The sequence below is a fragment of the Betaproteobacteria bacterium genome, from assembly GCA_009377585.1.
Taxonomy (GTDB): Bacteria; Pseudomonadota; Gammaproteobacteria; order Burkholderiales; family WYBJ01; genus WYBJ01.
This window is the reverse complement of record WHTS01000002.1, coordinates 82,373-109,307: the sequence shown is the minus strand read 5'-3', so window position 1 is coordinate 109,307 and position 26,935 is coordinate 82,373. Positions and strand designations below refer to the sequence as shown.

Genomic DNA, 26,935 nt, shown 5'->3' with positions numbered 1-26,935 from the left:
TTCAATCTGGAGAGCCTGGATGGCCGTCGAGCGCACGCTATCGATCATCAAACCGGACGCGGTCGCCAAGAACGTGATCGGCGAGATCTATTCTCGATTCGAGAAGAGCGGGCTTACGATTGCCGCTGCATGCATGCGCCAGCTTTCGCGTGCCGAAGCCGAGGCGTTCTACGCGGTTCACCGGGCACGGCCCTTCTTCAAGGATCTGGTCGACTTCATGGTGTCCGGACCGATCATGGTGCAGGTCCTCGAAGGCGAGAACGCGATCGCGAAGAATCGGGATCTGATGGGGGCGACCGATCCGAAGAAGGCGGAGAAAGGCACGATCCGCGCGGACTTCGCCGACAGCATCGACGCCAATGCCGTACACGGTTCCGACTCGGTCGAGACCGCCGCGGTCGAAGTCGCGTTCTTCTTTCCGCAAATGGAGATCCATTCGCGCTGATGCCGAACCTGTTCGACTACGACGCCGCCGGCCTGGAGGCCGTGCTGGCCGGCTGGGGGCAGAAGCCCTTTCGTGCGCGCCAGCTGCTGCGCTGGATGCACCAGCTCGGCGTGCGTGACTTCGGCGCGATGACCGATCTGGGCAAGCCGCTGCGCGCGCGCCTCGCCGCCGAGGCGACGATGCGCTTGCCCGAGGTGAGGCAGGACTCCGTAGCGCCGGACGGCACCCGCAAGTGGCTGCTCGACGTCGGCGCCGGCAACGCGATCGAGACCGTGCTCATTCCCGAGCCGGATCGAACGACGCTGTGCATCTCCTCGCAGGCGGGGTGCGCCCTCGAGTGCGCTTTCTGTGCCACTGGCCGGCAAGGCTTCAATCGCAATCTCGAAACCGGCGAGATCATCGCGCAGCTGTGGTGGGCCAACCACTGCCTCATGCAGGACGCGCAAGATGCGCCGCCACGCCGAGTCAGCAACGTCGTCATGATGGGCATGGGCGAACCGCTGGCGAACTTCGACAACGTGGTCGCGGCGCTCAAGCTCATGCTCGACGATCACGCCTACGGCCTGTCGCGGCGGCGCGTGACCGTCAGCACTTCGGGCCTCGTGCCGATGATCGACCGGCTGCGCGACGCGTGTCCGGTGGCGCTCGCGGTTTCGCTGCATGCCCCGAACGATGCGCTGCGCGAGCGCCTGGTACCGATCAACCGCAAATGGCCGATCGACACGCTGCTCGCCGCCTGCCGCCGCTATCTCGAACGAGCGCCGCGCGACTTCATCATGTTCGAATACGTGCTGCTGCGCGACGTGAACGACAGCCCGAAGCACGCGCGCGAGCTGGTTGCGCGCCTGCGCGACGTGCCGTGCAAGGTCAATCTCATTCCGTTCAACCCGTTCGCCGATTCGGGCTTCGAGCGCTCGACCCCGGATGCCGTGGCGCACTTCCGCGACATCCTGTTGCGCGCCGCGCTCATCACGACGGTGCGCCGTACACGCGGCGATGAAATCGATGCGGCGTGCGGGCAATTGGCCGGTCGGGTACAGGATCGTACCCGCCGGCGCGAACGCCGCGCGGCGGAGACTCGGGCATGAACAAGAAGCTCATGTATCTGGCGTGCGCAGCCGTCCTGGGGGGCTGCGCGCAGCAGCCGGTAGCGCCGCCGCACACGCCGGAGGCGCCGCTGACGCCGCAACAGGCCGATGCTCGCACGCGCGCCACCTTGCACACGCAGCTGGGCGCCGGCTATTACGAGCTGCGCAACTACGCCGTCGCGCTGGAGGAACTGAACGAGGCGCTGCGCGCCGAACCGAATCACGGCCCGGCGTACAACATGCTGGGGCTGGTGTACATGGCGCTGCGCGAGGATGCCGCCGCCGAGCAGAACTTCACGCATGCGCTGCGCCTCAATCCGCTCGATTCGGACGCGAACAACAACTACGGCTGGTTCCTGTGCCAGCGCCAGCGCTACGCCGAAGGCATCAAGCACTTCCTGAGCGCGGTGAAGAACCCGCTGTACCAGAATCCCGACAAGTCCTTCGTCAACGCCGGCATGTGCGCGCGCGCCAGCGGAGATGACGGCGGCGCGGAACAGTTTTTCCAGCGTGCGCTGAGCGCGCAGCCCGCGCATCCGCAGGCGCTGTACCAGCTGGCCGACCTGGCTTTCACCCGCGGCGATGCCGCAGCCGCCAAGAAGTACCTCACGCGGCTCAACCGAACCGGCTCGACGTTCAGCGCCGAAGCGCTATGGCTGGCGTTGCGCATCGAGCGCCGCCTGGGAGACCGCGACGCCGAGGCGAGCTATGGCTTGCAGCTGCGCAGGAACTTCCCCAACTCGCGTGAAGCCCAGGCGTTGTTGAACAGGCAGTACGAATGACCGAGCTACCCGGCGCCGACGCGGCGTTGGCCGCTACGCCGGGGGCTGCGCTAGCCACGGCGCGCGAGGCCAGCGGCCTTTCGATCGCGCAAGTCGCGGAGCAGATGCGCATCTCCCCGCGGCAGGTCGAAGCGATCGAGGCGGACCGCTACGGTGAGCTTCCGGGGACGGTGTTCGTGCGCGGCTTCGTGCGCAACTACGCCCGCCTGCTCAAGCTCGACCCGGTTCCGCTGCTGCACGCGCTGGAACCGGCGCTCGGCGGTGACGTGCCGCTGCGCGCGCACGAGATCGCCGGCACGTTGCCCGAGACCACGCGCCGCGGCCATGGGCGCTTATGGCTCGGCGTGATCGTGGTGGTGGTGGCCGCAGCCGCGATCGCGGCCGCGTACGAATGGTGGCGCGGGCGCGTGCCCGCGGTTGGCGGAAGCATCGGTTCCGTCGCGCCGGGCGAAACGCCTTCCACACCGCAACTGCCGGGACCCGAAGCCACTGCGCCGGCACAAGCGACGGTCCCCTTGTCGCCCGAGCGCGTGACCGATAGCCCGGCCCCGCCTGCCGACGAAGCAACGCAGTCCAACGAGGCTGTGGATGGGGTTCCGTCGCCGGCGCCTGCGGCTACGCCGCAGAGCCCAGGGGCCATGTCGCAGAATTCCACGGCTACGTCGCAAAGCCCCGGAGCTACGCCGCAGAGCCCCGCGGCGCGCGATGCCTCTGTTGGCGTGCGCATGCAGATCGCGTTCGTGGGCGAGTCGTGGATCGAGATTCGCGACGGTGATGGCATGGTGCAATTCTCCGGAACAGTCCCCGCGGGCAGCACGCGCAGCTTCGAAGTGCAGCCGCCGGCCGACGTGATCGTCGGCAACGCTTCGGGCGTTCGGATCACCTATAATGGCGAGCCTTTCGATCTCGCCCCGCACGCAACTCGCAACATCGCCCGTTTCCGGCTGGAATAATCTTGACCCCCATGCGCTTCGGTCCATCCGCGCGACGCAGCACCCGGCGCACGCAGGTCGGCGACGTGACCATCGGCGGCGGCGCGCCAATCGTCGTGCAGTCGATGACCAACACCGACACCGCCGACGTGAACGCGACCGTCGAGCAGGTGTTCGCGCTGGCCCGTGCGGGTTCCGAGCTGGTCCGGGTTACGGTCAACACGCTCGAGGCGGCCCGCGCCGTCGCAGCGATCCGCAGCCGCCTCGCCGCCCGCGGCTGCGACGTGCCCCTGATCGGCGACTTCCATTTCAACGGCCACAAATTGCTGGCGCAGGTGCCCGATTGTGCCCAGGCGCTCGCCAAGTACCGGATCAATCCCGGCAACGTCGGTCAGGGCCGCAAGCGCGACGAGCAGTTCGCGCAGATGATCGAGATCGCGTGCCGTTACCAGAAACCCGTGCGCATCGGGGTGAACTGGGGCAGCCTCGATCCGGCGCTGGCGCGCAGGATGATGGACGAGAATGCACGCTTGCCCGAGCCGCGGGAGGCAGCCGCCGTCACGCGCGAAGCGCTGATCGTCTCGGCGCTGGCGAGCGCCGAGCAGGCCGAACGCTGGGGCTTGCCCGGCGATCGCATCGTCCTCTCGGCCAAGGTGAGCAACGTGCAGGAGCTGGTGGCGGTCTACCGCGACCTCGCGCGCCGCTGCGACTATCCGCTGCATCTCGGCCTCACCGAGGCCGGCATGGGCTCGAAGGCGATCGTCGCATCCACCGCGGCGCTGGCGATCCTGCTCGAGGAGGGCATCGGCGATACCGTTCGCATATCGCTCACGCCCGAGCCGGGCGGCGATCGCACGCGCGAGGTGCTGGTCGCGCAGGAGCTGCTGCAGACCATGGGACTGCGCGCGTTCGCACCCTTGGTGACCGCCTGCCCGGGCTGCGGACGAACCAGCAGCACCTTTTTCCAGGAGCTCGCCGAGCGCATTCAGTCGTATTTGCGCACGCAGATGCCGCTGTGGCGCAGTCGCTATCCGGGCGTGGAGAACCTGGAGGTCGCCGTGATGGGCTGCGTGGTGAATGGGCCGGGCGAAAGCAAGCACGCCAACATCGGCATCAGTTTGCCCGGATCGGGCGAGAATCCGGTCGCACCGGTCTATGTCGACGGCGAGAAAACCGTGACGTTGAAGGGAGCGACGATCGCGGAGGACTTCCAGCGCCTGGTGGATGAGTACGTACGCAGCCGTTATGGCGCATCCAGACCCGCGGAAGCGGCGCCGGAGGAGAGCGGCGTCCAGTGATAGCGCCTCGCCGCCTCGCGCCAGCCGGCGATCGGAGCGCCTGACGGGTCCGCCAGCCCGCCGGCGGGACGGTCCGTTGCCCGCCACGCTTCGCTCAAAACCATGACGACCACCAGCATTCAGGCGGTTCGAGGAATGAACGATGTCCTGCCGGAGGCGGGCGCGGCATGGGATCACCTCGAGAGCACGGTGTTCGATTGCTTGCGCCGCTACGGTTACCGGCCGATGCGCATGCCGCTGGTGGAGCGCACGGAACTCTTCGTGCGCTCGATCGGCGAGGTGACCGACATCGTCGAGAAGGAGATGTACACCTTCACCGACCGGCTGAACGGCGACAGCCTCACGCTGCGCCCGGAAGGCACCGCCTCGTGCGTGCGCGCGGTGCTCGAGCACAATCTGCTCTACGCCGGCCCGCAGCGGCTCTACTACGCCGGTCCGATGTTCCGCCACGAACGCCCGCAGAAGGGGCGCTATCGCCAGTTCCACCAGATCGGCGTCGAGGCGCTCGGCTTCGCCGGACCCGACATCGACGCCGAGCTGATCGTGATGTGCGCGCGCATCTGGGTCGCGCTGGGCCTCGCGGACGTGAGCCTCGAATTGAACACGCTCGGCAACCCGGAAGCACGGCTGCGCCATCGGACGCGGCTGGTGGCCTATCTGGAACAGCATCACGCCGATCTCGACGAGGATGCGCGCCGGCGTCTGCGTAGCAATCCGCTGCGCGTGCTCGACAGCAAGAATCCGGCAATGCAAACATTGATCGAAGCCGCGCCGCGGCTGGTGGACGATCTGGACGAGGCGTCGCTGTCACACTTCGAACAGGTGCAGGCTGTCCTGCGCCAGGCCGGCATCGCCTTTCGCATCAACCCGAGGCTGGTGCGTGGGCTCGACTACTACAACCGCACCGTGTTCGAATGGGTCACCGGCAAGCTCGGTGCGCAGTCGGCGGTGTGCGCGGGCGGGCGCTATGACGGATTGTTGGAGCAGCTCGGCGGCAAGCCGGCGCCGGCGTGCGGATTCGCGCTCGGCATCGAGCGCCTGATCGGCTTGCTCGAGGCGGAAGGCGTGCGCGTCCCGCAGCCTGCTCCCGATCTTTATATTGTCCACCAGGGCGATGCCGCCGCGCGCTGGGCGTGGAGCGTGTGCGAGCGGCTGCGCGATCAGGAGCTTGAGGTGGTGCTCCACTGCGGCGGCGGCAATTTCAAGGCGCAGCTCAGAAAAGCCGATGCGAGCGGCGCGCGCTTCGCGTTGGTCCTGGGCGAGGATGAAGCTGCCGCCGGCAAGGTCAGTCTCAAGCCACTGCGGCACGCGGCGGCCCAGATGCTGGTCGATATCGACGAGGTTCCGGACCTGGTGAGCGCGGGTCGGAGCTGAAGCCGCGGGACGGTGCAGGTCCGCCCCGCCATCATAAGGAAACCTGATTAGCGACATTCTTCCTGCTGAAGAATGTCGCTAATCAGGAAAGGAAATGACCAATGGCCTTCTACGACCTGGAAGAACAGGAGCAACTGTCCGAGCTGCAAGCCTGGTGGAAGCAGTGGGGCGCGGCGTTGCTGCTCGGTATTGTGCTGGTGCTCGGCGCGGTCGCGGCCTACCAAGGCTGGGGCTGGTACAAGCGTGACCAGGCCGCGAAGGCGTCCGAGCTGTACGCGGCGATGCTGAAGGCCGAGAGCGCCGGCGATCCGAAGCAGGCGCGCGAGACGGCCGCCATGCTGGCCGAGCGCTACCCATCGGTCGGTTACGCCCCGCTCGCGCAGCTGCTGAGTGCGCGCCTGAGCTTCGAGGCGGGCGATCTGGCAGCCGCGCAGCAGAACCTGCGCTGGGTGATCGAGCACGCACGCGACGACGACATGAAGGCCATCGCGCGCTACCGCCTGGCCGGCGTGCTGCTGGACGAAAAACAGTACGACGAGGCGCTCGGGCTGCTCGATGTCAAGCCCGGGCATCCGATGGCCAACCTGTTTGCCGATCTGCGCGGCGATGTCTATTTTGCCAAGGGCTCGGAACCGGAGGCGCGTGCGGCCTACCAGAGCGCGCTGGAGAAGACCGAAGTCGGCAGCCCGTATCGCAATCTGATCCAGATCAAGATCGACGCGCTGGGGCAGACGCAATGATCGGACGCATCGCCGTCCTGCTGGCTGTCCTCGCGCTGGCGGGCTGCGAAACGGTCGGCGGCTACTACGATCGCTTTTTCGGCTCTTCCACGCCGGCGCAGAAGCCAGCCGAGTTGCAGCCGTTCACGCCGAGCGTGGACGCGCGGGTGGTATGGCAGGCAGCCGTGGGAGGCTCCGACCGGTTCGCCTTCGCGCCGGCCGTAGTCGGCGGCGCGGTGTACGCTGCCAATGCATCGGGCGAAGTCACGAAGCTCGACGCGGCGACCGGCAAGGTTCAATGGCGGGTCGATACCGGCTCGCGGCTGTCGACCGGGCCCGGAGCCGACGGCCGGATCGTGGTCGTCGGCTCGCCGCGGGGCGAAGCGCTGGCGCTCGATGCGAGCGGAAAGCTGCTGTGGAAAGCTTACCTTTCGGGCGAAATTCTCAGCGCCCCGCAGGTCGAGGAAGGCATCGTCGCGGTGAAGAGCGGCGATGGCCGCATCCACGGTCTCGCCGCCCAGGACGGGCGCCGGCGCTGGCTCTATCAGCGCGCGCTGCCGGCATTGACGGTACGCAGCCCCGCTGGCCTCACGGTCATGAACGGCGGAGTCTTTTCCGGTTTCCCGGGCGGGAAGCTGGTCGCCCTGCTGCTCAACAAGGGCGCGCTCGCTTGGGAGGCCACGGTCGCCACGCCGCGCGGATCGACCGAGCTTGAGCGCATCACCGATATCGTGGGCGCACCCCTGGTCGACGGCCGCATGGTGTGCGCCATCGCCTACCAGGGCAAGGCCGGCTGCTTCGATGCGTTGAAGGGGTCGCAACTGTGGGCACGGGATCTTTCCAGCATCATGCCGCTCGCCGCCGACGCCCGCTATGTTTACGCGACCGACGACCAGGGCAATGTCCACGCACTCGACAGGGCAACCGGCGCGAGCATCTGGCGCCAGGAGCAATTGAGCGGACGCGGCGTGACCGGCGCCGCCCCGATCGGCAGCTATGTCGCGGTCGGCGACTACCAGGGCTATGTGCATCTGCTCAACCGAGCCGACGGCGCGTTTGCGGCGCGCATGGCGACCGACGGCAGTGCCATCCTGTTGCCGCCGGTTTCGACCCGCGACAGCGTGCTCGTTCAGACCCGCAACGGCGGCATTTTCAGTATCGCCGTGAGATGACCGTAGTGGCCATGCGGTCAGCGGGGTTCGCAGCACCGTCCCGGGTACGCCAGGAACCAATGCCGTGCTTCCCACGCTCGTAATCGTCGGACGCCCCAACGTGGGCAAGTCGACGCTGTTCAACCGGCTGACCCGCTCGCGCTCGGCCATCGTCGCCGATACGCCCGGCGTCACCCGCGATCGGCACTATGGACGTGGGCGCGTCGGCGCGCGGCCGTTTCTGGTGGTCGATACGGGAGGTTTCGAGCCCGCGGCCAGCGCGGGATTGCCGCTGCAGATGGCGCGGCAGACGCTGGGCGCCATCACGGAGGCCGACGCGGTCGTTTTCCTCGCTGACGGCCGCGAGGGATTGACAGCCCAGGACGCAGTGATCGCTCAGCGCCTGCGGGAAAGCGGGCAGCGCATCTGGCTGGTGATCAATAAGGCCGAAGGTCTCGACCGCAGCGTCGCGGCGGCGGAGTTCCACGAGCTCGGGCTGGGCGCGCCCTGGCCGGTCTCGGCGGCGCACGGCGATGGCGTTGCCGCGCTGATCGAGGACATGCTGGATGCGGTCGCCGGCGCGCCGGAGCCGGAGCCCGATGACGCAGCCGAGCGCGGGGAAAAGCGGCCGCGGATCGCGGTGGTGGGACGGCCGAATGCCGGCAAGTCCACCCTCATCAATACCTTGCTCGGCGCCGAGCGCCTCATCACCTCCGAGACCGCCGGCACGACCCGCGACAGTATCGAAGTCGAATTTGACCATCGGGGCCGCGGTTACACGCTCGTGGACACGGCCGGACTGCGGCGGCGGGCGAGGGTTTCGGACCCGATCGAGAAATTTTCAGTCATTCGCGCCATGCAGGCGATCGAGCAGGCCAATGTCGCGATTCTGGTCGTCGACGCCCTCGAAGGCGTGAGCGACCAGGACGGCAATATCGCCGGCTACGTGATCGATGCGGGCCGCGCCACCGTGGTGGCCGTCAACAAGTGCGACCGGCTCAGCGCCGCCGAGCGCTCGCAGCTCAAGGCGCAGCTGGAGCGCCGTCTCAACTACCTCGACTTCGCTCGCTTCCAGTTCATCTCCGCGCGCAACGGCCAGGGGCTCGATGCGCTCATGCGGGCCGTGGACGAAGCGTATCGGGCTGCGTTTCTGAAAATGCCGACGCCGAGACTCACCCGCGTGGTCCGGGACGCGATTGCCGCCTACCCGCCGCCGCGCAAGGGGCTCAACCGGCCGAAGCTGCGCTATGCCCATCAGGGCGGGAACAATCCCCCCATCGTGGTGGCCCACGGCACGGGTGTGGCCAATTTGCCGCAAAGCTATCGCCGCTACCTGGAAGGTCGGGTGCGCGCCGTTTTCAAGCTGCACGGGACGCCGCTCAGAATCGAATACCGCCAGGGCGACAATCCTTACGTGCACGGTTCAGGGCGCCGCGCCCGCTGACGACTCGGGGCGTGCCGCCCGCAAGAGACTAGGGGCGTGCTGCCCCAAAGCGCGACGGCAAGCCGGCCCATGACGGACGCGTAGCATGACGGCAAGATGCCTCCGGGCAGGTAGCTTGCAGAGAGCTCGGCGAATTTTCGGAACCGAATCGTGCGGCGCGGTTCTTATTGCATTTGCGCCGGCTATCGGCGCCGGGCGGCGGCGGCCCGTTTTATGGTATTCGCCGCCGAAATCGCGTACAGTGCCGCGGTGGGACCGACTAGAATGGAGTCAATATGAGCGGAAAAGGCCAATTATTACAAGACCCATTCCTCAACGCGCTGCGCAAGGAGCATGTACCGGTGTCAATCTACCTGGTAAATGGCATCAAGCTCCAGGGCCAGATCGAGTCGTTCGACCAGTACGTGGTGCTGTTGCGCAATACGGTCACTCAGATGGTATACAAGCATGCCATTTCCACCGTCGTACCCTCCCGACCGGTCAACCTGCAGGCGGAACAAGCGCAAGAGAGCTGATGCTGGAGCGTCCGGGTAACGGTCACCGGGCCATCTTGGTTGGCCTCGACCTGGGTGAGGTCGGTCATGCCGAAAGCGTCGCGGAGCTGAAGCAGCTCACCTCGAGCGCCGGCGTGGCCGCGCTGGCGACCGTGGGCGGGCGCCGCGAGCGACCCGATCCTGCCTATTTCGCCGGCAGCGGCAAGGTCGCAGAGCTCGAACGCGTGGCCACCGATCTCGGTGCCGACGTGGTCATCTTCAACCACGACCTGGCCCCGGCACAGCAGCGCAACCTGGAGCTGCGGCTCAAGCGCCGGGTCATCGATCGCACCAGCCTCATTCTCGATATCTTCGCCCAGCGGGCACGCAGCCATGAAGGCAAGCTGCAGGTCGAGCTCGCCCAGTTGCAGCACTTGTCGACCCGGCTCAAGCATGGCTGGAGCCACTTGGAGCGGCAGAAGGGCGGCATCGGCTTGCGCGGGCCCGGCGAGACCCAGCTCGAAACCGACCGGCGGCTGGTCGGCAATCGCATGAAGGTGCTGCGGGAGAAGCTCGACAAGGTGCGCTCGCAGCGCCGCGTTCAGCGCCGCGCCCGGCACCGGGCCGAGGTCTTCAACGTGTCCCTGGTCGGATACACGAACGCGGGCAAGTCGACGCTCTTCAATGCCCTCGCGCAAGCGTCCGCGTACGCGGCCGACCAGCTGTTCGCAACCCTCGATACCACCTCGCGGCGCATCCAGCTCGACGCCCAGACCGAGGCCGTCGTCTCCGACACGGTCGGGTTCATCCGCGGGCTACCGCATACGCTGGTCGCGGCGTTTCGCGCCACTCTCGAAGAGACCGTGCAGGCGGATCTGCTGCTGCACGTGATCGATGCGGCCCATCCCGGCCACGACCAGCAGGCGGTCGACGTCGACAAGGTGCTGGACGAGATCGGGGCGGGCGGGATCCCGCAGCTGCTCGTCTACAACAAGGTCGACCTGCTGGGGATCGAACCGGAGGTTGTGCGCGATGAGTGTGGTAGCATTTCAAAGATTTGGCTCAGCGCGCGCGACCGGTCGGGGCTCGCCGCGGTACGCGCAGCGATTCGCAGCCACAGCCAGCAATCCAAAAAGATAGCGGCCGCCTGATAGCGCGGTCATCCTGTAGCGAACTCCAATAGCCAGCCATGTCGTTGAACGATCCGCAGTGGGGCAAACGAGGCAACGAAGGCCCGCCCGACCTCGACGAACTATTGCGCAATCTGAATGCCAAGCTGAACGGATTGTTCGGCCGCAAGGGGGGCAGTCAGCCGCCCTCGGGCGGGGGCGACGGCGGCGCGCGTGTCGGCGGCGGCGGCGTGCTGCTCCTTGCCATCCTGGTTTTGCTGGTGTGGCTTGCGAGCGGGTTCTACATCGTCGATGCCAGTAACCGTGGCGTGGTGCTGCGCTTCGGCAAGTATCACGAGACCACCCAGCCGGGGCCGCGCTGGCACCTGCCGTATCCGATCGAGTCGGCCGAGATCGTGAACCTCTCGCAGGTGCGCACGGTGGAGGTCGGATACCGCAACAACGTCAAGAGCAAGGTGCTGAAAGAGGCGCTGATGCTCACCGACGACGAGAACATCATCGATATCCAGTTTGCGGTCCAGTACATTCTGAAGAGCCCCGAGGACTACCTCTTCAACAATCGCGACACCGACGACGCGGTGCTGCAGGCCGCGGAAACCGCGATTCGCGAGATCGTGGGCAAGAGCAAGATGGACTTCGTGCTCTACGAGGGCCGCGAGCAGGTGGCCGCGGAGGCGACCAAGCTCATGCAGGGGATTCTCGATCGCTACCAGACGGGCATCCTGGTGAGCAAGGTGACGATGCAGAACGCGCAGCCGCCCGAGCAGGTGCAATCCGCCTTCGACGATGCGGTCAAGGCGGGCCAGGACAGGGAGCGCCTGAAGAACGAGGGCCAGGCATACGCCAACGATGTCATCCCCAAGGCCAAGGGCGCTGCGGCGCGACTGCTCGAGGAAGCTCAGGGCTATCGCCAGCGGGTGGTGGCAAGCTCCGAGGGCGAGGCCTCCCGCTTCACGCAAGTGCTGGCGGAATACCAGAAGGCGCCCGCTGTAATGCGCGAGCGGCTGTACCTGCAGACCATGCAACAGGTGCTCGAGTCGACCAGCAAGATCGTCATCGATCAGCGCGCCGGCGGCGGCAGCCTCCTGTACCTGCCGCTGGACAAAATCCTGCAATCGGCCGGGAGCAGGGGCGCGCCGCTGCCGCAATCGCGCCAGGATGCCACTGAAGCGAGCCCCGCACAGACACAGCGCTCGCGCGAGGCGTTCCGTTCCCGCGAAAGGGAGTCGCGCTGATGCGCACCAAGCTGGGAGGTGTGCTGGTTGCGCTGATCGCGGCCGCGGTGCTGGCTGCGTTGTCGATGTTCGTGGTCGATCAGCGCCAGCACGCCATCGTGTTCCGTCTGGGCGAGATCGTCGACATCAAGACGAGCCCGGGACTGTACCTGAAGCTTCCGATCGTCGACAACGTGCGCTATTTCGATACGCGCATCCTCACGCTGGATACGGCCGAACCGGAACGCTTCATCACCTCGGAGAAGAAGAACGTCCTGGTGGACCTGTTCGTGAAGTGGCGCATCGTCGACGTGCGCCAGTACTACATCAGCGTGGGCGGCGACGAGATGCGCGCACAGACGCGGCTGTCGCAGACGATCAATTCGAGCCTGCGCGACGAGTTCGGCAACCGCACGGTGCACGACGTGGTCTCGGGCGAGCGCGACCAGATCATGGAGTTCATGCGCGACAGGGCGAACGAGGATGCGAGCAAGATCGGCGTGCAGGTGATCGATGTGCGCCTCAAACGCGTCGATCTGCCGCAGGAAGTGAGCGAGTCGGTGTACCGGCGCATGGAAGCCGAGCGCAAGCGGGTGGCCAACGAGTTGCGCTCCACCGGGGCGGCGGAGTCGGAGAAGATTCGCGCCGATGCTGACCGGCAGCGCGAAGTCATCATCGCGGACGCCTACAGCGAAGCGCAGCGGATCAAGGGCGAGGGCGACGCAAAGGCCGCCGCGATCTACGCGCGCGCCTACGAGCAGAACCCGGAGTTCTACGCCTTCTACCGCAGCCTCGAAGCTTACCGGGTCGGGCTTGGCAGCCGCAGCGACGTGCTTGTTCTCGATCCGAACTCGGAGTTCTTCAAGTACCTGAAGAGCCCCGCGCGGCCCGCCAAGTAGCGCCGCTCACGCATGACCGATCGCTACCGGGCCGCCAGAGGCGTGCGATGTCGAAGATGCTGCTCACCGCGTTTGCCCTGGTGCTGGTGATCGAAGGCATTTTGCCGTTTCTGATACCGGCCCTGTGGCGCGAGGCGTTTCGGCGCCTGACCGAAATGAGCGACGGGCAGGTGCGTTTTCTCGGCCTGAGCTCGATGGTCGCGGGTGTGCTGCTGCTTTATCTCGTCAGGTGAGGCCGAGGCGAGCGGCGATGCGCGCGTGCGCGGTCGGGACGCCGCCGCCCTCACCATAGTCGGAGCGATCGTTGACCCCGCGCTGGGTATTGCCCGAGTACATCGAAGACGCGCTGCCCACCGAGGCGATGCGCATCGAACGGCTGCGCCGGCGCATGCTGGACCTGTTCGTCGCGCACGGCTATGAGTTGGTCATTCCGCCGATCATCGAATACCTGGATTCGCTCCTCACCGGCACGGGCGGTGACCTCGACCTGCAGACCTTCAAGCTGGTGGATCAGCTCAACGGCCGCATGCTCGGGCTGCGTGCCGACATCACGCCGCAGGCGGCGCGCATCGATGCGCATTTGCTCAATCGCAAGGGCGTGGCACGGCTGTGCTACGCGGGTAGCGTCGTACACACGCTGCCGGTAGCCGGCAGCCGTACGCGCGAATCCATGCAGGTGGGCGCGGAGCTTTTCGGCCACCGTGGGCTCGAAAGCGACATCGAGGTGCAGCGGCTCATGCTCGCGGCGCTGGCGCAGGCCGGAATCGCGGCTCCGCAGATCGACCTCGGCCATGTCGGCGTGCTGCGCAGCCTCGTGAGCCGCAGCGGCTTGAACGGCCGGCGCGAAGACGAATTGTTTCTGGCACTGCAGGCCAAGGATCTACCCGAGCTGCGCGCGCTGCTGCGGGAGGTCGAAGCGCCGTATCGCGAGGCGCTCGAGCTCCTGCCGCAGCTGTACGGCGACGAGACGGTGTTGCGCGAAGCGGGGCGCCGGCTGCCGCGACTTCCCGAGATCGCCGGTGCGCTGCGGGACTTACGGCGGTTGGCGGCCGCCACGCGCGATCTCGCTCGCACCATCCAGTTCGATCTGGGGGAGCTGCGCGGTTATCGCTATCACAGCGGGGTGGTGTTCGCGGTTTACGCGCCGGGCTTCACCGCTGCAGTGGCGCGCGGCGGACGCTACGACGAGGTGGGCGAGGCCTTCGGGCGCGCCCGCGCGGCAACCGGGTTCAGTCTCGATGTGCGCGAGCTCGCGGGCGCATGCGGCAAGCGCGAGCAACGCCGCATCCTGGCGCCTGCGGCACGCGCGCCGCAGCTCGAACGGCTGGTTGCCGAGCTGCGCGGGCGGGGCGAGATCGTGGTTGCCGAGCTGCCGGGTCATGCGGATACTCGACAAGAGCTCGGCTGCGACCATGTCATCGCGCGGGTCGGCGGCCGCTGGCAGGTGCGTGCCCTCGATCGTGCGCAACGGCCCGCCGCGAACAACGGGCGCCGCATTGGCGCGAGCAATGCGCGCCGACCGGGCCGGGAACGATCTGCGCCGACGGGCTGAGAATGTGCACGAGCGCGTCGAAAAGAATGAGAATGCGCGCGAGCGCGCAAGAGGCAACGAGTCATCCAGGTCACGGGGTCGCTAGGCATGGGCAAGAATGTAGTGGTCATCGGCACGCAGTGGGGCGACGAAGGCAAGGGCAAGATCGTCGACTGGCTGACCGATCGTGCGCAGGGCGTGGTGCGCTTCCAGGGCGGGCACAACGCCGGCCACACGCTGGTGATCGGCGAACGCAAGACCGTGTTGCACCTGATCCCATCCGGCATCCTGCGCGAACAGGTCGCCTGCTACATCGGCAACGGCGTGGTGCTCTCTGCCCCGGATCTGCTCGCGGAAATCGATACGCTGGAAGCGGCCGGAATCGACGTGCGCTCGCGCCTGAAGGTGAGCGAGGCCTGTCCGCTGATCCTGCCGTACCACGCCGCTCTGGACCGTGCGCGCGAAGCGGCCAAGGGCGATTTCGCGATCGGCACCACCGGCCGCGGCATCGGCCCGGCGTACGAGGACAAGGTGGCGAGACGCGCGATCCGCGTGCAGGACCTGCTCGCACGCGAACGCTTCGCCGCGAAGCTGGGCGAGGTGCTCGACTATCACAATTTCGTGTTGAAGAACTATTTCGGCGCCGATATCGTCGACTTCCAGCAGACCCTGGACGATGCCATGGCCTATGCCGATCGCATACAGCCGCTCATCGCCGATGTGCCACGCATGCTCTACGAAGCCAATCGCGCCGGGCACAACCTGCTGTTCGAGGGCGCGCAGGGGACGCTTCTGGACGTCGACCACGGCACCTATCCGTTCGTGACCTCCAGCAACTGTCTCGCCGGCGCGGCTTCCGCGGGCGCGGGCATCGGGCCGCAGGCGCTGCACTACGTGCTCGGCATCACCAAAGCGTATACGACGCGGGTGGGCTCGGGTCCGTTTCCCACCGAGCTCGACGATGACGTCGGCCGCCGCCTGGCGAGCCGCGGCAACGAGGTCGGCTCCACCACCGGCAGGGCGCGGCGGGTAGGCTGGTTCGATGCGGCTGCATTGAAGCGCTCGATCCAGTTGAACGGGGTGTCGGGCCTGTGCGTGACGAAGCTCGACGTGCTGGACGGCGTCGAAACCTTGCGCCTCGGCGTGGGCTATCGTATCGACGGCACGCTAAGCGATATCCTTCCCGTGGGGGCGGAAGCGCTGCAGCGCTGCGAGCCGGTCTACGAGGACATTGCGGGATGGAAACAGAGCACGGTCGGATTGCGCAGCCATGCGCAGCTGCCGCCGAGCGCGCAGCACTATCTGCGACGCATCGAACAGATCTGCGGCGTGCCGATCGACGTCATTTCGACCGGGCCCGAGCGGGAAGAGACGATCGTGCTGCGCCATCCGTTCGGCTGAGCGCGCGGAGCGTAGATGAACTCGAGGAAATCATTGCGCAGCGCGGGTTCGCGGGAGCATTGCGCCGAATTCTTAGAACCGCGCCATGGTGCCGAGGAAGGGACTCGAACCCCCACAGTGTTGCCACCGCCAGGACCTGAACCTGGTGCGTCTACCAATTCCGCCACCTCGGCGAGGCGCCAGAATCTAAACGCAAAACCATGGAATGTCAATGAAGCAGCGTGCGTCTGAGAGGTCGGAACGCAACCGGGCTCGCGGCACGCGCCGGCGCGGCTCCAATGTCGCGGAGTCGCTGCTGAGCGAGTTGCGGACCGCGGCCGTGCCGCTGCAGCCGCGCGATCTCGCGCGCCGCGTGGGCTACGGCAACCCCGCGCATGCCGAGTTCCAGCAAGCCCTCGAAGACCTCGAGCACGAAGGCAGCGTCATGCAGAACCGGCGCGGCGCGTTGTGCCTGGTCGACAATCTCGATCTCATCCGTGGTCGCGTGCAAGGCCATCGCGACGGCTACGGCTTTCTCGTTCGCGACGACGGCAAGCCCGACTGCTTCGTCGGCGCGCGCCAGATGCACAAGGTCCTGCACGGCGATCGGGTCATGGCGCGCGAGATCGGCGTCGACCGGCGCGGGCGCTGCGAGGTGGCGATCGTCGAGGTGCTCGATCGCGGCAACGCGACCGTGGTGGGACGACTGCGTCGCGACTACGGCATTCTCGTGATCGAGCCCGAGGACCGGCGCATCAGCCAGCCGCTGCTGGTCGCACCCGATGGCGCGGGCGAGGCACTGCCCGGGCAAGTGGTGGTGGCCGAGATCGTGGCGCAGCCCTCGCGCGCCGCGCAACCCGTGGCGAGGATCGTGGAGGTGCTCGGTTCCTACGCCGATCCGGGCATGGAGATCGAGATCGCGCTGCGCAAGCACCGGCTGCCGTATCGCTTCGGTCCCGAGGCCGAGGACGAGGCCGCGCGCTTTGCGCCCGCGCCCGAGGCGCGCGACCTGCGTGGCCGCAAGGATCTGCGCAGCCTCGCGCTGGTCACGATCGACGGGGAGAATGCGCGCGATTTCGACGACGCGGTCTGGTGCGAAGCGCTCTCCAAGGGCGCAGGCGGTGCCAGCCGTGCCGCGGGAAGCGGCGGCTTTCGCTTGATCGTCGCGATCGCCGACGTGAGCCACTACGTGCATCATGGCGCCGCGCTCGACCAGGAAGCGCTCGAGCGCGGCAATTCGGTGTACTTCCCGCGCCGGGTGATTCCCATGCTGCCCGAGGCGCTGTCGAACGGCTTGTGCTCGCTCAATCCCGAGGTCGATCGGTTGTGCGTGGCATGCGACATGACGATCGGCGCGCGCGGTCGGCTGGAGAGCTACGCTTTCTATTCCGCAGTCATTCATTCGCGCGCACGCCTGACCTACACGCGGGTTGCGGCGTTCCTCGAAGGCAGCCGCGAGGACTTGGCGCCGGAGGTATGCGCGAATCTCGATGCCCTGGCACGAGCGTACGGCGCGCTGGCACAGGCACGCAGCCGCCGCGGCGCGATCGACTTCGAGACGATCGAGACCGAGCTCGTCTTCAACGAGGAGCGCAAGATCGAGCGCATCGTCAAGGTCCAGCGCAACGACGCTCACCGCCTGATCGAGGAGTGCATGCTGGCGGCCAATGTCTGCGCCTCGAGCTTCCTGAAGCGCAATCGCCAGCCGATGCTGTATCGCATTCACGAGGGGCCGACGCCGGAGAAACTCGGCGCCGTGCGCGAATTCCTGGGCGACTTCGGCCTGCAGCTGGGCGGGGGCGACGAGCCGAAAGCGGGCGACTATGCGCGCCTGCTCGGCACCATCAAGGACCGGCCCGATGCGCAGCTGCTGCAAACGGTGCTGCTGCGCTCGCTCCAGCAGGCAGTCTACAGCCCGGACAACGTCGGCCACTTCGGGCTCGCCTACGAGTCGTATACCCACTTCACGTCGCCCATCCGGCGCTATCCGGATCTGCTCGTGCACCGTGCGATCAAGGCGGTGCTGGCGAAGAAGCGCTATACGCCGGGCGACTGGGCCGCGCTCGGCGCGCATTGCTCGATGACCGAGCGGCGCGCCGACGAGGCAACCCGCGATGTCGTCAATTGGTTGAAGTGCTATTACATGCGCGATCGCGTCGGCGAGCATTTCGAGGGCAGCGTGTCGGCGGCTACCGGGTTCGGTATTTTCGTCGCGCTCGACGAAGTCTATGTCGAGGGGCTGGTGCACGTCTCCGAGCTCGGCAACGACTACTTCCATTTCGATCCGGCGCGGCATCTGCTACTCGGCAGCCGCACCGGGCGCCGCTTTCGCCTCGGCGACCGGGTGGGCGTGAAGCTCGTGCGCGTGGACCTGGAGCAGATGCGGATCGACTTCACGCTCGATGAGTGACACGCGCATCCTGTTCGGCTTCCACGCGGTCGTCGGCCGGCTGCGGCGGCGTCCCGACAGCGTTCACGAGATCTATCTCGACCCGGCGCGGCGCGATGCGCGTGCGCGCGATCTGGCGGCGCGAGCGGCGGCGGCCGGTGTGCGAGTGATCGAAGCCGATGCGAGCCGTATCGAGCGCATCGCTGGCGCCGAGAAGCACCAGGGGGTTGCGGCGCGCGTGGTCGCAATCGAGCTGCGCGCCGGCATCGAGGACGTCATCGCGCAGGCGCAAGAACCCGTGCTGCTGCTCGTGCTCGACGGCGTGCAGGACCCGCACAACCTCGGCGCCTGCCTGCGCGTGGCCGACGGATTCGGCGCCCACGCGGTGATCGCGCCGAAAGACCGCGCGGTGGCGCTCACGCCCACCGTCGCCAAGGTCGCCGCGGGCGCCGCGGACGCGGTGCCTTATCTGCAGGTCACCAACCTCGCGCGTACCCTGAAGCAACTACAGCAAGCGGGCATCTGGGTCATCGGCGCGGACCAGGAGGGCGCGGACCCGCTGCCCGCGGCGCGGCTGGACGGTCCGCTTGCCTGGGTGCTAGGCGCCGAGGGCGAGGGCCTGCGCCGCCTGACGCGCGAATCCTGCGATCAGCTCGTGCGCATCCCCATGCAGGGGAGCGTGGAAAGTCTGAATGTTTCGGTGGCGGCGGGAATCTGCCTGTACGAGAGCCGCCGCCAGCGCGCCATGTCACAACGCGCCATGGCCTTGAACTCGCGCTCCAAGGGGCTATAATCGCGCGCTTCCTTGCCTCACCGCCGGTCGCGCATGCGGGAGGCTTCAACCCACAAGGAGAATCGATGCGACACTACGAGATGGTATTCATCGTCCATCCGGACCAAAGCGAGCAGGTCCCGGCGATGATCGACCGCTACCGCACCATGGTAAGCGGCCGCGGCGGCAAGCTCCACCGCCTGGAAGACTGGGGCCGCCGCCAGCTCGCCTATCCCATACAGAAGCTGCACAAGGCCCACTACGTACTCATGAACATCGAGTGCGATGACGAGACCTTGCAGGAGCTCGAACACGCATTCCGCTTCAACGATGCCGTGCTGCGGCATCTCACGACGAAAGCGGACGAGGCCGTCACCACGCCGTCGCCGATGATGCGCGAAGAGAAACCGCGCTCGAGCGACCGGGATCGGGGCCGTGACCGCGATCGGGGTGACCGCGGCGATCGCGACCGGGGTCCACGTCCCGAGCGCGCGCCGCAACCGCAGCCGCAGCCGCAGGCGGAAGAAAAGCCCGGGGAAAAGATCGAAGAGAAGCCGGCCGAGAAAACCCCAGCGTGAGCAGCAACGACGTGCGGCTCTCCGGAATGGCGCACGACGCGCTCGAACTGCGCTTCACGCCCGCCGGCATTCCGGTCCTGGAGTTCCGCTTGCGACACACGTCGGTGCAGAGCGAGGCGGGCGGAGCGCGCCGCGTCGAGCTCGACATGCCGGCGATCGCATTCGGGCCGCTGGCGCAGCGCCTGGCGCAGGACGCGCCGGGAGGCGAGGTTGTCGCGAGCGGATTCCTGGCTCCACGCAGTCTGCGCAGCACGCAGCTCGTACTGCATGCGCAGGAGATCGAATTTCAATAGAGGTGCATGATGGCAGTCAGACGCTCTAGCAAGACGACAAAAGGCCGCGGACGCCCCGGTGGACGCCGCGACGGACGCGGCTCGCGGGCGCTGTTCCGGCGCCGCAAGTTCTGCCGCTTCACCGCCGAGGGCGTGAAGCAGATCGACTACAAGGACATCGATGTCCTGAAGGAATTCGTCAACGAGAACGGCAAAATCATTCCCGCGCGGATCACCGGCACGAGCGCGAAGTACCAGCGCCAGCTCTCGGTTGCGATCCAGCGGGCGCGCTTCCTGGCGCTGCTGCCGTACACCGACCTGCACTGAACGGAGCACGCGCATGGAAGTAATCCTTCTGGAGAAGCTGCCGAACCTGGGCGGCCTGGGCGACGTGGTCAAGGTGAAGGCCGGGTTCGCGCGCAACTATCTCATCCCGTACGGCAAGGCGCGTCGCGCCACACCCGAGAACATTGCCGAGTTCGAAGGCCGGCGCGGCGAGCTGGAGAAGCTGCAGTCCGAGGCGTTGGGGCAGGCACAGGAGCGTGCTGCCAGGCTCGAGGGCCTGATGCTGCAAATCACACGCAAGGCGGGCGTGGACGGCAAGCTGTTCGGCTCGGTGACCAATGCCGATATCGCCGAAGCTCTCGAAGCCGCCGGGCACGAAGTGCCCAAGGCTGTCATCCGCATGCCGCAGGGACCGCTCAAGCAGATCGGCGATCACGACATCGCGCTCGCGTTGCACGCCGACGTGAACGCGCAGATCAAGGTCTCGGTGCTCGGCGATACCGTCTAGGCACGATCATCGCCTGCGGCCATCTGACAAGCCGCGACGCCGCTTTCGCCTTGGCGGTAGACTGCTAGAATCGCACGAGGCGCTGCATCCGGCGCCTCGCCTCCCGTTCCGCATTCGCTGCGAGAGCCCGCATGGTTCAACTCGTCATTGCTAGCGCGGACGCGAGCCTCGATTCGTTGCGTACGCCCCCGCACTCGGTGGAAGCCGAGCAGGCGGTGCTGGGCGGACTGTTGCTGGACAACAGCGCCTGGGACAAGATCGGCGACTTCATCTCCGAAGCCGATTTCTACCGCGCCGATCACCGGCTGCTCTATCAGTACATCTCGCGCCTGATCGAAGGCTCCAGGCCGGCCGACGTGATCACGGTGACCGAAGCGCTCGAGCGCTCCAGCAAGCTTGCCGAGGCCGGCGGACTTTCGTACCTGGCGGCGCTCGCGCAGAACACGCCCTCCGCGGTCAACATCCGCCGCTATGCCGAGATCGTGCGCGACCGCGCCGTCATGCGCCAGCTCGTGGGCGTCGGAACGGAGATCACGGAGTCGGCTTTCAATCCTCTGGGCAAGAGCGCCGAAGAGCTCATCAACGACGCCGAGGCGAAGGTGTTCGCGATCTCGGAGCAGGGCGCGCGCGGCCGGCAGGGGTTCGTGGAGATCCGGCCGCTGATCGCGCAGGTGGTCGAGCGCATCGATCAGCTGCATGCCAATCCGAGCGACATCACCGGCATCCCCAGCGGCTACGTCGATCTCGATCGCATGACCTCGGGCTTGCAGGGGGGTGATCTCGTGATCGTGGCCGGGCGGCCGAGCATGGGCAAGACTGCGCTGGCGCTCAATATCGCCGAGCACCTGGGTTTGGTGGAAGGACTGCCCGTTGCCGTATTCAGCATGGAAATGTCGGGCACGCAGCTCGTCATGCGCATGATCGGCTCGGTGGCGAAGGTGGACCAGTTGAAGGTGCGCACCGGGCGCATCGCCGACGACGAGTGGCCGCGGCTCACGCAGGCGTGGGGCCGGCTGAATGAAGCGCCCATCTTCATCGACGAGACGCCGGCGTTGAACGCGCTGGAGCTGCGCGCACGCGCGCGCCGACTGCACCGGCAGGTGGGCGGACCGGGTCTGGGCCTCATCGTGATCGATTATCTGCAGCTGATGAGCGCATCGTCGCACGGCGAGAATCGGGCCACCGAAATCTCGGAGATCTCGCGCTCGCTCAAGGCGCTGGCGAAGGAGCTGTCGGTGCCGGTGATCGCGCTCTCGCAGTTGAACAGGAGCCTGGAGCAGCGGCCGAACAAGCGCCCGGTGATGTCGGATCTGCGCGAGTCGGGCGCGATCGAGCAGGATGCCGATCTCATCCTGTTCATCTACCGCGACGAGGTGTACAACCCCGACACGCAAGACAGGGGTATCGCCGAGATCATCGTCGGCAAGCAGCGCAACGGCCCGATCGGGACCGTGAAGCTCACTTTCCAGGGCCAGTACACGCGCTTCGAAAGCTATGCGGACCCGGGCAGGTTTTGACACCAGAGAGGCGGAGTGAAGAGTGAATGAGTGAAGGGAGAAGTGCCTGCGACGCGAGCCCGTTTCACTTTTCACTCCTTCGCTCTTCACTGCCTCATAACGCCTCCGCCGCAAAATCCGCCAGTCGCGACCGCTCTCCCCGCTGCAGCGTCACGTGACTCGCATGGCGCCAGCCCTTGAAGCGGTCTACTACGTAGGTAAGTCCCGAGCTGCCCTCGGTGAGATAGGGCGTGTCGATCTGTGCGATATTGCCCAGGCATACCACCTTCGTGCCCGGTCCCGCGCGCGTTACCAGCGTTTTCATCTGCTTGGGCGTCAGGTTCTGTGCCTCGTCGATGACGAGATACTTGTTGAGGAAGGTGCGCCCGCGCATGAAATTGAGCGACTTCACCTTGATCTTGGAGCGGATGAGGTCTCGCGTTGCGGCCTTGCCCCATTCGCCGGCCTCGTCGTCGGACTGATCGAGCACGTCCAGGTTGTCCTCGAGCGCGCCCATCCAGGGATTCATCTTCTCTTCCTCGGTGCCGGGCAAGAAGCCGATGTCCTCGCCCAGCGGAACCGTCACGCGCGTGATGATGATCTCGGTGAATGTCTTCTGTTCCAGCGTTTGCTGCAGTCCCGCAGCCAGTGCGAGCAGCGTCTTGCCGGTGCCGGCCTGGCCCACCAGGCTGACGAAATCGATCTCCGGGCTCATCAGCGCATTGAGCGCGAAATTCTGTTCGCGGTTGCGCGCCGTGATGCCCCAGATGTTGTTGCGTGCCTGCGCGTGGTCGCGCAGCGTCTCCAGCACGGCGCTACGGCCGTCGCTTTCCTTCACCCAGGCGTCGAACGGCGGCTCGGCCGGAAGGTGCACGAACTGGTTGACGTAGAGCGAGGCCACCAGCGGCCCGCCGATGCGGTAGAGGCTGCGCCCGCCGCTTTGCCAGGATTGCATGCCCGCGCCGTGTTGCTCCCAGAAATCGCCGGGCAGCTCGACCGCGCCGGTGTAGAGAAGCTCCGTGTCCTCCAGGACCTTGTCGTTGTAGTAGTCCTCCGCCGCAAGGCCCAGCGTGCGGGCCTTGATGCGCATGTTGATGTCCTTGCTGACCAGGATGACCTGGCGGCCCGCGTGGCGGGTCTGCAGGAACTTGACGACGCCGATGATCTGGTTGTCGGTTCGGCCGGAAGCGAGCCGCGCCGGCAGCTCGCCGTTGATGGCTTCGGTCTGCAGGAACAGGCAGCCGCTAGCGGCGCGGTTGCCGCGCGAATCGAGCGGGATGCCATTGCCGATGTCGTGCTCGGCTCTAGCGACCAGCTCCTCCAGGAAGCGGCTCGCCTGGCGCGCGTTGCGCGCGACTTCGGAGACGCCCTTCTTGTGCCCGTCGAGCTCCTCCAGAATCGCCATCGGCACGTAGACGTCATGCTCCTCGAACTGGAACAGACTGGTCGGATCGTGCATCAGCACGTTGGTGTCGAGCACGAACAGCTTGCGGCCGGAAACCTGCGGCCGGGGGACGATCCGGGCTGGCTTGCGCTGCGCCATCGCGCTTTACGCGGAAAGCGACTTCACGAAGTCGAGCACTTCCTGCGCGTGGCCGGGGACCTTCACGCCGCGCCATTGGCCGCGTACGATGCCGGCGGCATCGACCGCGAAGGTGCTGCGTTCGATTCCGCGCACCTGGCGCCCGTACATGTTCTTCATCTTGATGACGGCGAACGCGCTGCAAGCCTTTTCATCCTGATCGGATAGCAGCTCGAAGGGAAAGCTCATCTTGGTCTTGAACGATTCGTGCGACTTGATGCTGTCGCGCGACACCCCGAAGATGCGCCAACCCACGTCCGTGAACTGCGGATGGAGGTCGCGGAAATTCTGGCCTTCCGTGGTGCAGCCGGGCGTATTGTCCTTGGGATAGAAGTACAGCACGAATGGCGAGCCGCGCAACTCGCTGAAGCGGACGGTCTTGCCGCCGGTAGACGGCAGCGCCAGTTCGGGCACGGGGTGATCGATCATGGGGGGATAGGCCAAGGTGGGGCGGCTCAATTGTTGACAAAAACCCCGCGCGACGCAAGCGCGCCCTGGGGACCGTGCCCCGAGCGCTCAGGCGAGGAACTCCGCGCCCTGCAGGGCGACAGGACCCGCGAATCCGTCCAGGCGTGCGATCCTGACGCAGTGACGCGGAAGCGTCGCGGCGCGCGCTGCCTCGAAATAACCGTTCAGGCTGAGCAGTTCCATGCCTCTATCGCGCCATGCATGCACGATCTGCTCGAACAGCGGCAGCAGCGCCATGCCTTCGAGCTCGGCGCTCAGCGTGTACACATGACCCGCGGCCGCGGGCAGCGTACGCGTTGCCTTGACCAGCAACGCCGCAGCGTTGTCGGGACTCATGCCGTCGCGGGCGAGCAACTCGTCCAATGCAGGCAACGTGGTCGGAATCTGCGGACACGCGATCAGCTCGGCCTTGACGACCGGGGTGAAGGGATGGAGTCCCCGCGTATCGGAGCAATAATCGAACCCGAGCCGCTGCGTTAGGCGATACGCATGCGTATTCATCTGCCAGCCGGCCGCGCCGTGCACGCGAGGCGCCGTGCCGAATATCTCCTCGAATCGGTCGGTCGCGCGTTGCATCTGCTCCAAGGTCCAGCGGGCGTCGGAGGCGGCTGCGGCTTCGCGCCAGCGCGCGCTGTCCCAGGCCTGAATTCCGACTTCGAACCCCGCGTCGCGCACGTTTCGCATGATCTCGGCGCAGCGCCGCCCGATATCGGGCGCGGGCAGCACGGTGCCGTACATGAGCGTCTTCGCACCGTAGTGCGACAGCAGCGTGTGGCCGCCGATCTTGCGTCGTGCAGCCGCTCCCATGCGCAGCAGCCGAGCGCCGGTATGCTCGGTCCCGAGAGTAAACAGGAACGTGGCTTGCGCGCCGTGGCGGCGCAGCGCCTGCACCAGGCGAGGAACGCCTTCCAGCGTGCCGCGATAAGTTTGCACGTCGACCTTGAGGGCGAGGCGCTTCGCGGGTGGCGCCGCAGGGCGTTCGGGCGGGAAGATCGTCTGCGCCATCAGGCGTCCTGGGCGGCAAGCCGACCGAGCGCATCTCCGGTCAGCCGCACGATGCGCCAGTCCGGCAATACCAATGCTCCGAGCCCTTCATAGAAGCGCTGTGCGGAGATGTTCCAATCGAGTACCGACCACTCGAAGCGGCCACAGCCACGCTCGCACGCAAGGCGCGCAAGCCGGACGAGCAACGCCTTACCGCAACCGCGGCCGCGGAACTCCGGCCGCACGTACAGATCCTCGAGGTACAGCCCGCGGCGGCCGAGGAAGGTGGAATAGTTGTGGAAAAAAAGCGCGAAGCCGGCCGCGGCACCGCCGTCGCGCGAGCAAGCGAGCAGGGCCTCCACGCACGGTTCGGCGCCGAACAACGCCTCCTGCAAGCGCGATTCGGTGCACTGAACGATGTGCGAAAGTCGTTCGTACTCGGCCAGGCCCCGAATCAGCTCGAGCAACTGCGGGACATCGGCCGACACGGCCGGACGGATGTCGAAGCCCGTGGCGCGTTCGCCGGTCGACGCGCTCATCGCCATCTCATGGCGGCGGCGCGGCGAACTCGCGCGCAGCCGCTACCAGGCAAGTGGCGTATGCCTGCGACATCATAGGCCGCCCGGCGCGCACGCGCCGCGCTCAGGCCGGCTGCTCATGCGCACACTGCGCGAAGATCTGCTCGGCGACAGCCCGGATCGCAGGTGCCGATGCGACATCGAGCCGGTAGGTCTGCGCCTCGCAGACGTGGGCGAAGTTGCGCGTGATGGAGCGATCGTAGGCAGGATCGTAGTGCTGCTCGAGCAGCTCCGCGACCAGCTCGGGATGGCGGCCGGCCTGCGCCAAGGCGCACCAGCGCTCGATGGTCGCGCGACCATAATGGCTCGTAAGCGCATGCAGACGCTCGGACAGCAGCGCGTCCTGCTCGAGAAAATGCGCGTAGTGTTTCATCAGCAGCGCCGTGCGCACCGGGGTCGGCGCCTGCACCAGCGCACACGGCGCAGCGCGCATGGCTGCGATCAACGCCCCCGGAACCTGGACGTTGCCGACCTTGCGGCTCTCGGCCTCGACGAAGACCGGGCGGCTGCGATCGAGCTCGCGCAGCCGTTGCCATAGCAGGCTTTCGAACATTTTCTGCGTCGGCTGCGGGTGGCCGGGCACGTCGCCGAGCACCGAGCCGCGGTGACTCGCCAGCCCTTCGAGATCGAGCACCTGCGCGCCGAGCGCGGCCAATGCCTCCAGCACCTGGCTCTTGCCTGAACCGGTGCGCCCGCACAGCACGCGATAGTCGTAGGCTTGCGGCAATTGCTCCAACGCTGCCACCACCGAGCGCCGGTACGCCTGATAGCCGCCTTGCAGGCGCGCGGCGCGCCAGCCCACCCTGCGCAGCACCTCGCACAGCGCATCCGAACGGCCTCCACCGCGCCAGCAATAGACCAGCGGCGACCAGCCCGGCGGCCGATCGTGCAATCGCGTTTCGAGCATATGGGCGATGTTGCGTGCGACCAGCGCGGCGCCGCTGCGCTTGGCAGCGAACGCCGAGACCTGCTTGTACATCGTGCCGACACGTGCGCGCTCGTCGTCGCTCAGCACCGGGCAATTGATCGCCCCCGGGATGTGACCGAGGGCGAACTCCGCGGGCGTGCGCACGTCGACGATCTCGTCAAAGTCATCGACCTGTGCTACGGTAACGTCTCGGCTGTGCTCCACGGCGCGCGTCGCAATCGGTTTCGGACGCGGC

At 66.8% G+C, this 26,935-nt stretch carries 28 protein-coding genes and 1 tRNA gene; 23 read left to right on the top strand and 6 right to left on the bottom strand.

What is annotated here, in order from left to right; genetic code table 11:
- Positions 1 to 19 precede the first annotated feature (19 nt).
- The 16 genes from GEV05_01315 (at position 20) to GEV05_01240 (ending at position 15,881) form a co-directional block, all read left to right on the top strand.
- On the top strand, positions 20 to 445 hold the full coding sequence (locus GEV05_01315) for a nucleoside-diphosphate kinase (protein MPZ42043.1): 426 nt from the start codon (positions 20 to 22) through the stop codon (positions 443 to 445).
- On the top strand, positions 445 to 1,533 hold the full coding sequence (gene rlmN, locus GEV05_01310; GenBank protein ID MPZ42042.1) for a 23S rRNA (adenine(2503)-C(2))-methyltransferase RlmN: 1,089 nt from the start codon (positions 445 to 447) through the stop codon (positions 1,531 to 1,533). The genes GEV05_01315 and rlmN overlap by 1 nt, the downstream gene beginning before the upstream one ends.
- The gene (gene pilW, locus GEV05_01305) at positions 1,530 to 2,315 is read left to right on the top strand and encodes a type IV pilus biogenesis/stability protein PilW (GenBank protein ID MPZ42041.1); all 786 of its coding nucleotides are present in this window, start codon (positions 1,530 to 1,532) and stop codon (positions 2,313 to 2,315) included. Before rlmN ends, pilW begins: the two co-directional genes overlap by 4 nt.
- The gene (locus tag GEV05_01300) at positions 2,312 to 3,268 is read left to right on the top strand and encodes a DUF4115 domain-containing protein (GenBank protein MPZ42040.1); all 957 of its coding nucleotides are present in this window, start codon (positions 2,312 to 2,314) and stop codon (positions 3,266 to 3,268) included. The genes pilW and GEV05_01300 overlap by 4 nt, the downstream gene beginning before the upstream one ends.
- Before the next feature lie 11 nt (positions 3,269 to 3,279).
- Positions 3,280 to 4,545, top strand: a complete 1,266-nt coding sequence (gene ispG / locus GEV05_01295; GenBank protein ID MPZ42039.1) for a flavodoxin-dependent (E)-4-hydroxy-3-methylbut-2-enyl-diphosphate synthase — start codon at positions 3,280 to 3,282, stop codon at positions 4,543 to 4,545.
- Positions 4,546 to 4,647: 102 nt separating this feature from the next.
- Entirely contained in the window at positions 4,648 to 5,919 is a 1,272-nt protein-coding gene (gene hisS / locus GEV05_01290) for a histidine--tRNA ligase (protein ID MPZ42038.1), read from the top strand.
- Positions 5,920 to 6,020: 101 nt separating this feature from the next.
- Positions 6,021 to 6,659 carry a tetratricopeptide repeat protein gene (locus GEV05_01285; protein ID MPZ42037.1) on the top strand — a complete coding sequence of 213 codons (639 nt, stop codon included), beginning with the start codon at positions 6,021 to 6,023 and terminating at the stop codon, positions 6,657 to 6,659.
- Complete coding sequence (bamB, locus tag GEV05_01280) at positions 6,656 to 7,810, top strand: outer membrane protein assembly factor BamB (GenBank protein MPZ42036.1); 1,155 nt, start codon at positions 6,656 to 6,658, stop codon at positions 7,808 to 7,810. The genes GEV05_01285 and bamB overlap by 4 nt, the downstream gene beginning before the upstream one ends.
- 64 nt (positions 7,811 to 7,874) lie before the next feature.
- On the top strand, positions 7,875 to 9,233 hold the full coding sequence (der, locus tag GEV05_01275; GenBank protein ID MPZ42035.1) for a ribosome biogenesis GTPase Der: 1,359 nt from the start codon (positions 7,875 to 7,877) through the stop codon (positions 9,231 to 9,233).
- A gap of 275 nt (positions 9,234 to 9,508) precedes the next feature.
- Positions 9,509 to 9,748, top strand: a complete 240-nt coding sequence (hfq, locus tag GEV05_01270) for an RNA chaperone Hfq (GenBank protein MPZ42034.1) — start codon at positions 9,509 to 9,511, stop codon at positions 9,746 to 9,748.
- Entirely contained in the window at positions 9,748 to 10,857 is a 1,110-nt protein-coding gene (hflX, locus tag GEV05_01265; GenBank protein ID MPZ42033.1) for a GTPase HflX, read from the top strand. The genes hfq and hflX overlap by 1 nt, the downstream gene beginning before the upstream one ends.
- A gap of 38 nt (positions 10,858 to 10,895) precedes the next feature.
- The gene (gene hflK / locus GEV05_01260; protein ID MPZ42032.1) at positions 10,896 to 12,071 is read left to right on the top strand and encodes an FtsH protease activity modulator HflK; all 1,176 of its coding nucleotides are present in this window, start codon (positions 10,896 to 10,898) and stop codon (positions 12,069 to 12,071) included.
- Positions 12,071 to 12,949 (top strand): protease modulator HflC, encoded by an 879-nt coding sequence (gene hflC / locus GEV05_01255; protein MPZ42031.1) that lies wholly within the window; start codon positions 12,071 to 12,073, stop codon positions 12,947 to 12,949. Before hflK ends, hflC begins: the two co-directional genes overlap by 1 nt.
- Positions 12,950 to 12,996: 47 nt before the next feature.
- The gene (locus GEV05_01250; GenBank protein ID MPZ42030.1) at positions 12,997 to 13,182 is read left to right on the top strand and encodes a DUF2065 family protein; all 186 of its coding nucleotides are present in this window, start codon (positions 12,997 to 12,999) and stop codon (positions 13,180 to 13,182) included.
- A 71-nt stretch (positions 13,183 to 13,253) separates the two neighbouring features.
- Positions 13,254 to 14,501 (top strand): ATP phosphoribosyltransferase regulatory subunit, encoded by a 1,248-nt coding sequence (locus GEV05_01245; GenBank protein MPZ42029.1) that lies wholly within the window; start codon positions 13,254 to 13,256, stop codon positions 14,499 to 14,501.
- 87 nt (positions 14,502 to 14,588) lie between these two features.
- Positions 14,589 to 15,881 (top strand): adenylosuccinate synthase, encoded by a 1,293-nt coding sequence (locus GEV05_01240; GenBank protein ID MPZ42028.1) that lies wholly within the window; start codon positions 14,589 to 14,591, stop codon positions 15,879 to 15,881.
- 86 nt (positions 15,882 to 15,967) lie between these two features.
- Here the strand turns inward: GEV05_01240 and GEV05_01235 are convergent.
- Positions 15,968 to 16,054 (bottom strand) — tRNA-Leu (locus tag GEV05_01235).
- Between the two features lie 38 nt (positions 16,055 to 16,092).
- On the opposite strand from GEV05_01235, the gene rnr reads away from it, so the two are divergent.
- The 7 genes from rnr (at position 16,093) to dnaB (ending at position 22,181) form a co-directional block, all read left to right on the top strand.
- Positions 16,093 to 18,270 (top strand): ribonuclease R, encoded by a 2,178-nt coding sequence (gene rnr / locus GEV05_01230; protein ID MPZ42027.1) that lies wholly within the window; start codon positions 16,093 to 16,095, stop codon positions 18,268 to 18,270.
- The gene (gene rlmB / locus GEV05_01225) at positions 18,263 to 19,042 is read left to right on the top strand and encodes a 23S rRNA (guanosine(2251)-2'-O)-methyltransferase RlmB (GenBank protein ID MPZ42026.1); all 780 of its coding nucleotides are present in this window, start codon (positions 18,263 to 18,265) and stop codon (positions 19,040 to 19,042) included. Before rnr ends, rlmB begins: the two co-directional genes overlap by 8 nt.
- Positions 19,043 to 19,107: 65 nt before the next feature.
- On the top strand, positions 19,108 to 19,599 hold the full coding sequence (rpsF, locus tag GEV05_01220; GenBank protein ID MPZ42025.1) for a 30S ribosomal protein S6: 492 nt from the start codon (positions 19,108 to 19,110) through the stop codon (positions 19,597 to 19,599).
- Positions 19,600 to 19,625: 26 nt separating this feature from the next.
- Positions 19,626 to 19,892 (top strand): primosomal replication protein N, encoded by a 267-nt coding sequence (gene priB / locus GEV05_01215; GenBank protein MPZ42024.1) that lies wholly within the window; start codon positions 19,626 to 19,628, stop codon positions 19,890 to 19,892.
- Between the two features lie 9 nt (positions 19,893 to 19,901).
- Positions 19,902 to 20,198, top strand: coding sequence for a 30S ribosomal protein S18 (gene rpsR / locus GEV05_01210; protein ID MPZ42023.1), 297 nt, complete (start codon positions 19,902 to 19,904; stop codon positions 20,196 to 20,198).
- Between the two features lie 13 nt (positions 20,199 to 20,211).
- On the top strand, positions 20,212 to 20,664 hold the full coding sequence (locus tag GEV05_01205; protein ID MPZ42022.1) for a 50S ribosomal protein L9: 453 nt from the start codon (positions 20,212 to 20,214) through the stop codon (positions 20,662 to 20,664).
- Positions 20,665 to 20,795: 131 nt separating this feature from the next.
- On the top strand, positions 20,796 to 22,181 hold the full coding sequence (gene dnaB, locus GEV05_01200) for a replicative DNA helicase (protein MPZ42021.1): 1,386 nt from the start codon (positions 20,796 to 20,798) through the stop codon (positions 22,179 to 22,181).
- A gap of 94 nt (positions 22,182 to 22,275) precedes the next feature.
- On the opposite strand, the gene GEV05_01195 is transcribed toward dnaB, so the two are convergent.
- From GEV05_01195 to mnmH, 5 genes are all read right to left on the bottom strand, one after another.
- A complete protein-coding gene (locus tag GEV05_01195; protein MPZ42020.1) occupies positions 22,276 to 23,703 on the bottom strand; it encodes an AAA family ATPase in 1,428 nt (475 codons plus the stop codon).
- 6 nt (positions 23,704 to 23,709) lie between these two features.
- Positions 23,710 to 24,171: a redoxin domain-containing protein gene (locus tag GEV05_01190; protein MPZ42019.1), complete on the bottom strand. Its 462-nt coding sequence runs from the start codon at positions 24,169 to 24,171 to the stop codon at positions 23,710 to 23,712.
- An 87-nt stretch (positions 24,172 to 24,258) separates the two neighbouring features.
- Positions 24,259 to 25,215 carry a polysaccharide deacetylase family protein gene (locus GEV05_01185; GenBank protein ID MPZ42018.1) on the bottom strand — a complete coding sequence of 319 codons (957 nt, stop codon included), beginning with the start codon at positions 25,213 to 25,215 and terminating at the stop codon, positions 24,259 to 24,261.
- Positions 25,215 to 25,733, bottom strand: a complete 519-nt coding sequence (locus GEV05_01180; protein ID MPZ42017.1) for a GNAT family N-acetyltransferase — start codon at positions 25,731 to 25,733, stop codon at positions 25,215 to 25,217. Before GEV05_01180 ends, GEV05_01185 begins: the two co-directional genes overlap by 1 nt.
- 103 nt (positions 25,734 to 25,836) lie before the next feature.
- Entirely contained in the window at positions 25,837 to 26,919 is a 1,083-nt protein-coding gene (gene mnmH, locus GEV05_01175; GenBank protein ID MPZ42016.1) for a tRNA 2-selenouridine(34) synthase MnmH, read from the bottom strand.
- Between the last annotated feature and the right edge of the window lie 16 nt (positions 26,920 to 26,935).

Coding starts and splice junctions, on each gene's coding strand:
- hflX (MPZ42033.1), top strand. CDS start 9,748: ATGCTGGAGCGTCCGGGTAACGGTCACCGGGCCATCTTGGTTGGCCTC.
- GEV05_01315 (MPZ42043.1), top strand. CDS start 20: ATGGCCGTCGAGCGCACGCTATCGATCATCAAACCGGACGCGGTCGCC.
- rpsR (MPZ42023.1), top strand. CDS start 19,902: ATGGCAGTCAGACGCTCTAGCAAGACGACAAAAGGCCGCGGACGCCCC.
- rlmN (MPZ42042.1), top strand. CDS start 445: ATGCCGAACCTGTTCGACTACGACGCCGCCGGCCTGGAGGCCGTGCTG.
- hfq (MPZ42034.1), top strand. CDS start 9,509: ATGAGCGGAAAAGGCCAATTATTACAAGACCCATTCCTCAACGCGCTG.
- GEV05_01250 (MPZ42030.1), top strand. CDS start 12,997: ATGTCGAAGATGCTGCTCACCGCGTTTGCCCTGGTGCTGGTGATCGAA.
- GEV05_01180 (MPZ42017.1), bottom strand. CDS start 25,733: ATGAGCGCGTCGACCGGCGAACGCGCCACGGGCTTCGACATCCGTCCG.
- priB (MPZ42024.1), top strand. CDS start 19,626: ATGGCGCACGACGCGCTCGAACTGCGCTTCACGCCCGCCGGCATTCCG.
- GEV05_01205 (MPZ42022.1), top strand. CDS start 20,212: ATGGAAGTAATCCTTCTGGAGAAGCTGCCGAACCTGGGCGGCCTGGGC.
- rpsF (MPZ42025.1), top strand. CDS start 19,108: ATGCGACACTACGAGATGGTATTCATCGTCCATCCGGACCAAAGCGAG.
- hflK (MPZ42032.1), top strand. CDS start 10,896: ATGTCGTTGAACGATCCGCAGTGGGGCAAACGAGGCAACGAAGGCCCG.
- GEV05_01185 (MPZ42018.1), bottom strand. CDS start 25,215: ATGGCGCAGACGATCTTCCCGCCCGAACGCCCTGCGGCGCCACCCGCG.
- GEV05_01240 (MPZ42028.1), top strand. CDS start 14,589: ATGGGCAAGAATGTAGTGGTCATCGGCACGCAGTGGGGCGACGAAGGC.
- dnaB (MPZ42021.1), top strand. CDS start 20,796: ATGGTTCAACTCGTCATTGCTAGCGCGGACGCGAGCCTCGATTCGTTG.
- bamB (MPZ42036.1), top strand. CDS start 6,656: ATGATCGGACGCATCGCCGTCCTGCTGGCTGTCCTCGCGCTGGCGGGC.
- hisS (MPZ42038.1), top strand. CDS start 4,648: ATGACGACCACCAGCATTCAGGCGGTTCGAGGAATGAACGATGTCCTG.
- GEV05_01190 (MPZ42019.1), bottom strand. CDS start 24,171: ATGATCGATCACCCCGTGCCCGAACTGGCGCTGCCGTCTACCGGCGGC.
- rnr (MPZ42027.1), top strand. CDS start 16,093: ATGAAGCAGCGTGCGTCTGAGAGGTCGGAACGCAACCGGGCTCGCGGC.
- GEV05_01285 (MPZ42037.1), top strand. CDS start 6,021: ATGGCCTTCTACGACCTGGAAGAACAGGAGCAACTGTCCGAGCTGCAA.
- ispG (MPZ42039.1), top strand. CDS start 3,280: ATGCGCTTCGGTCCATCCGCGCGACGCAGCACCCGGCGCACGCAGGTC.
- GEV05_01300 (MPZ42040.1), top strand. CDS start 2,312: ATGACCGAGCTACCCGGCGCCGACGCGGCGTTGGCCGCTACGCCGGGG.
- GEV05_01195 (MPZ42020.1), bottom strand. CDS start 23,703: ATGGCGCAGCGCAAGCCAGCCCGGATCGTCCCCCGGCCGCAGGTTTCC.
- rlmB (MPZ42026.1), top strand. CDS start 18,263: ATGAGTGACACGCGCATCCTGTTCGGCTTCCACGCGGTCGTCGGCCGG.
- pilW (MPZ42041.1), top strand. CDS start 1,530: ATGAACAAGAAGCTCATGTATCTGGCGTGCGCAGCCGTCCTGGGGGGC.
- hflC (MPZ42031.1), top strand. CDS start 12,071: ATGCGCACCAAGCTGGGAGGTGTGCTGGTTGCGCTGATCGCGGCCGCG.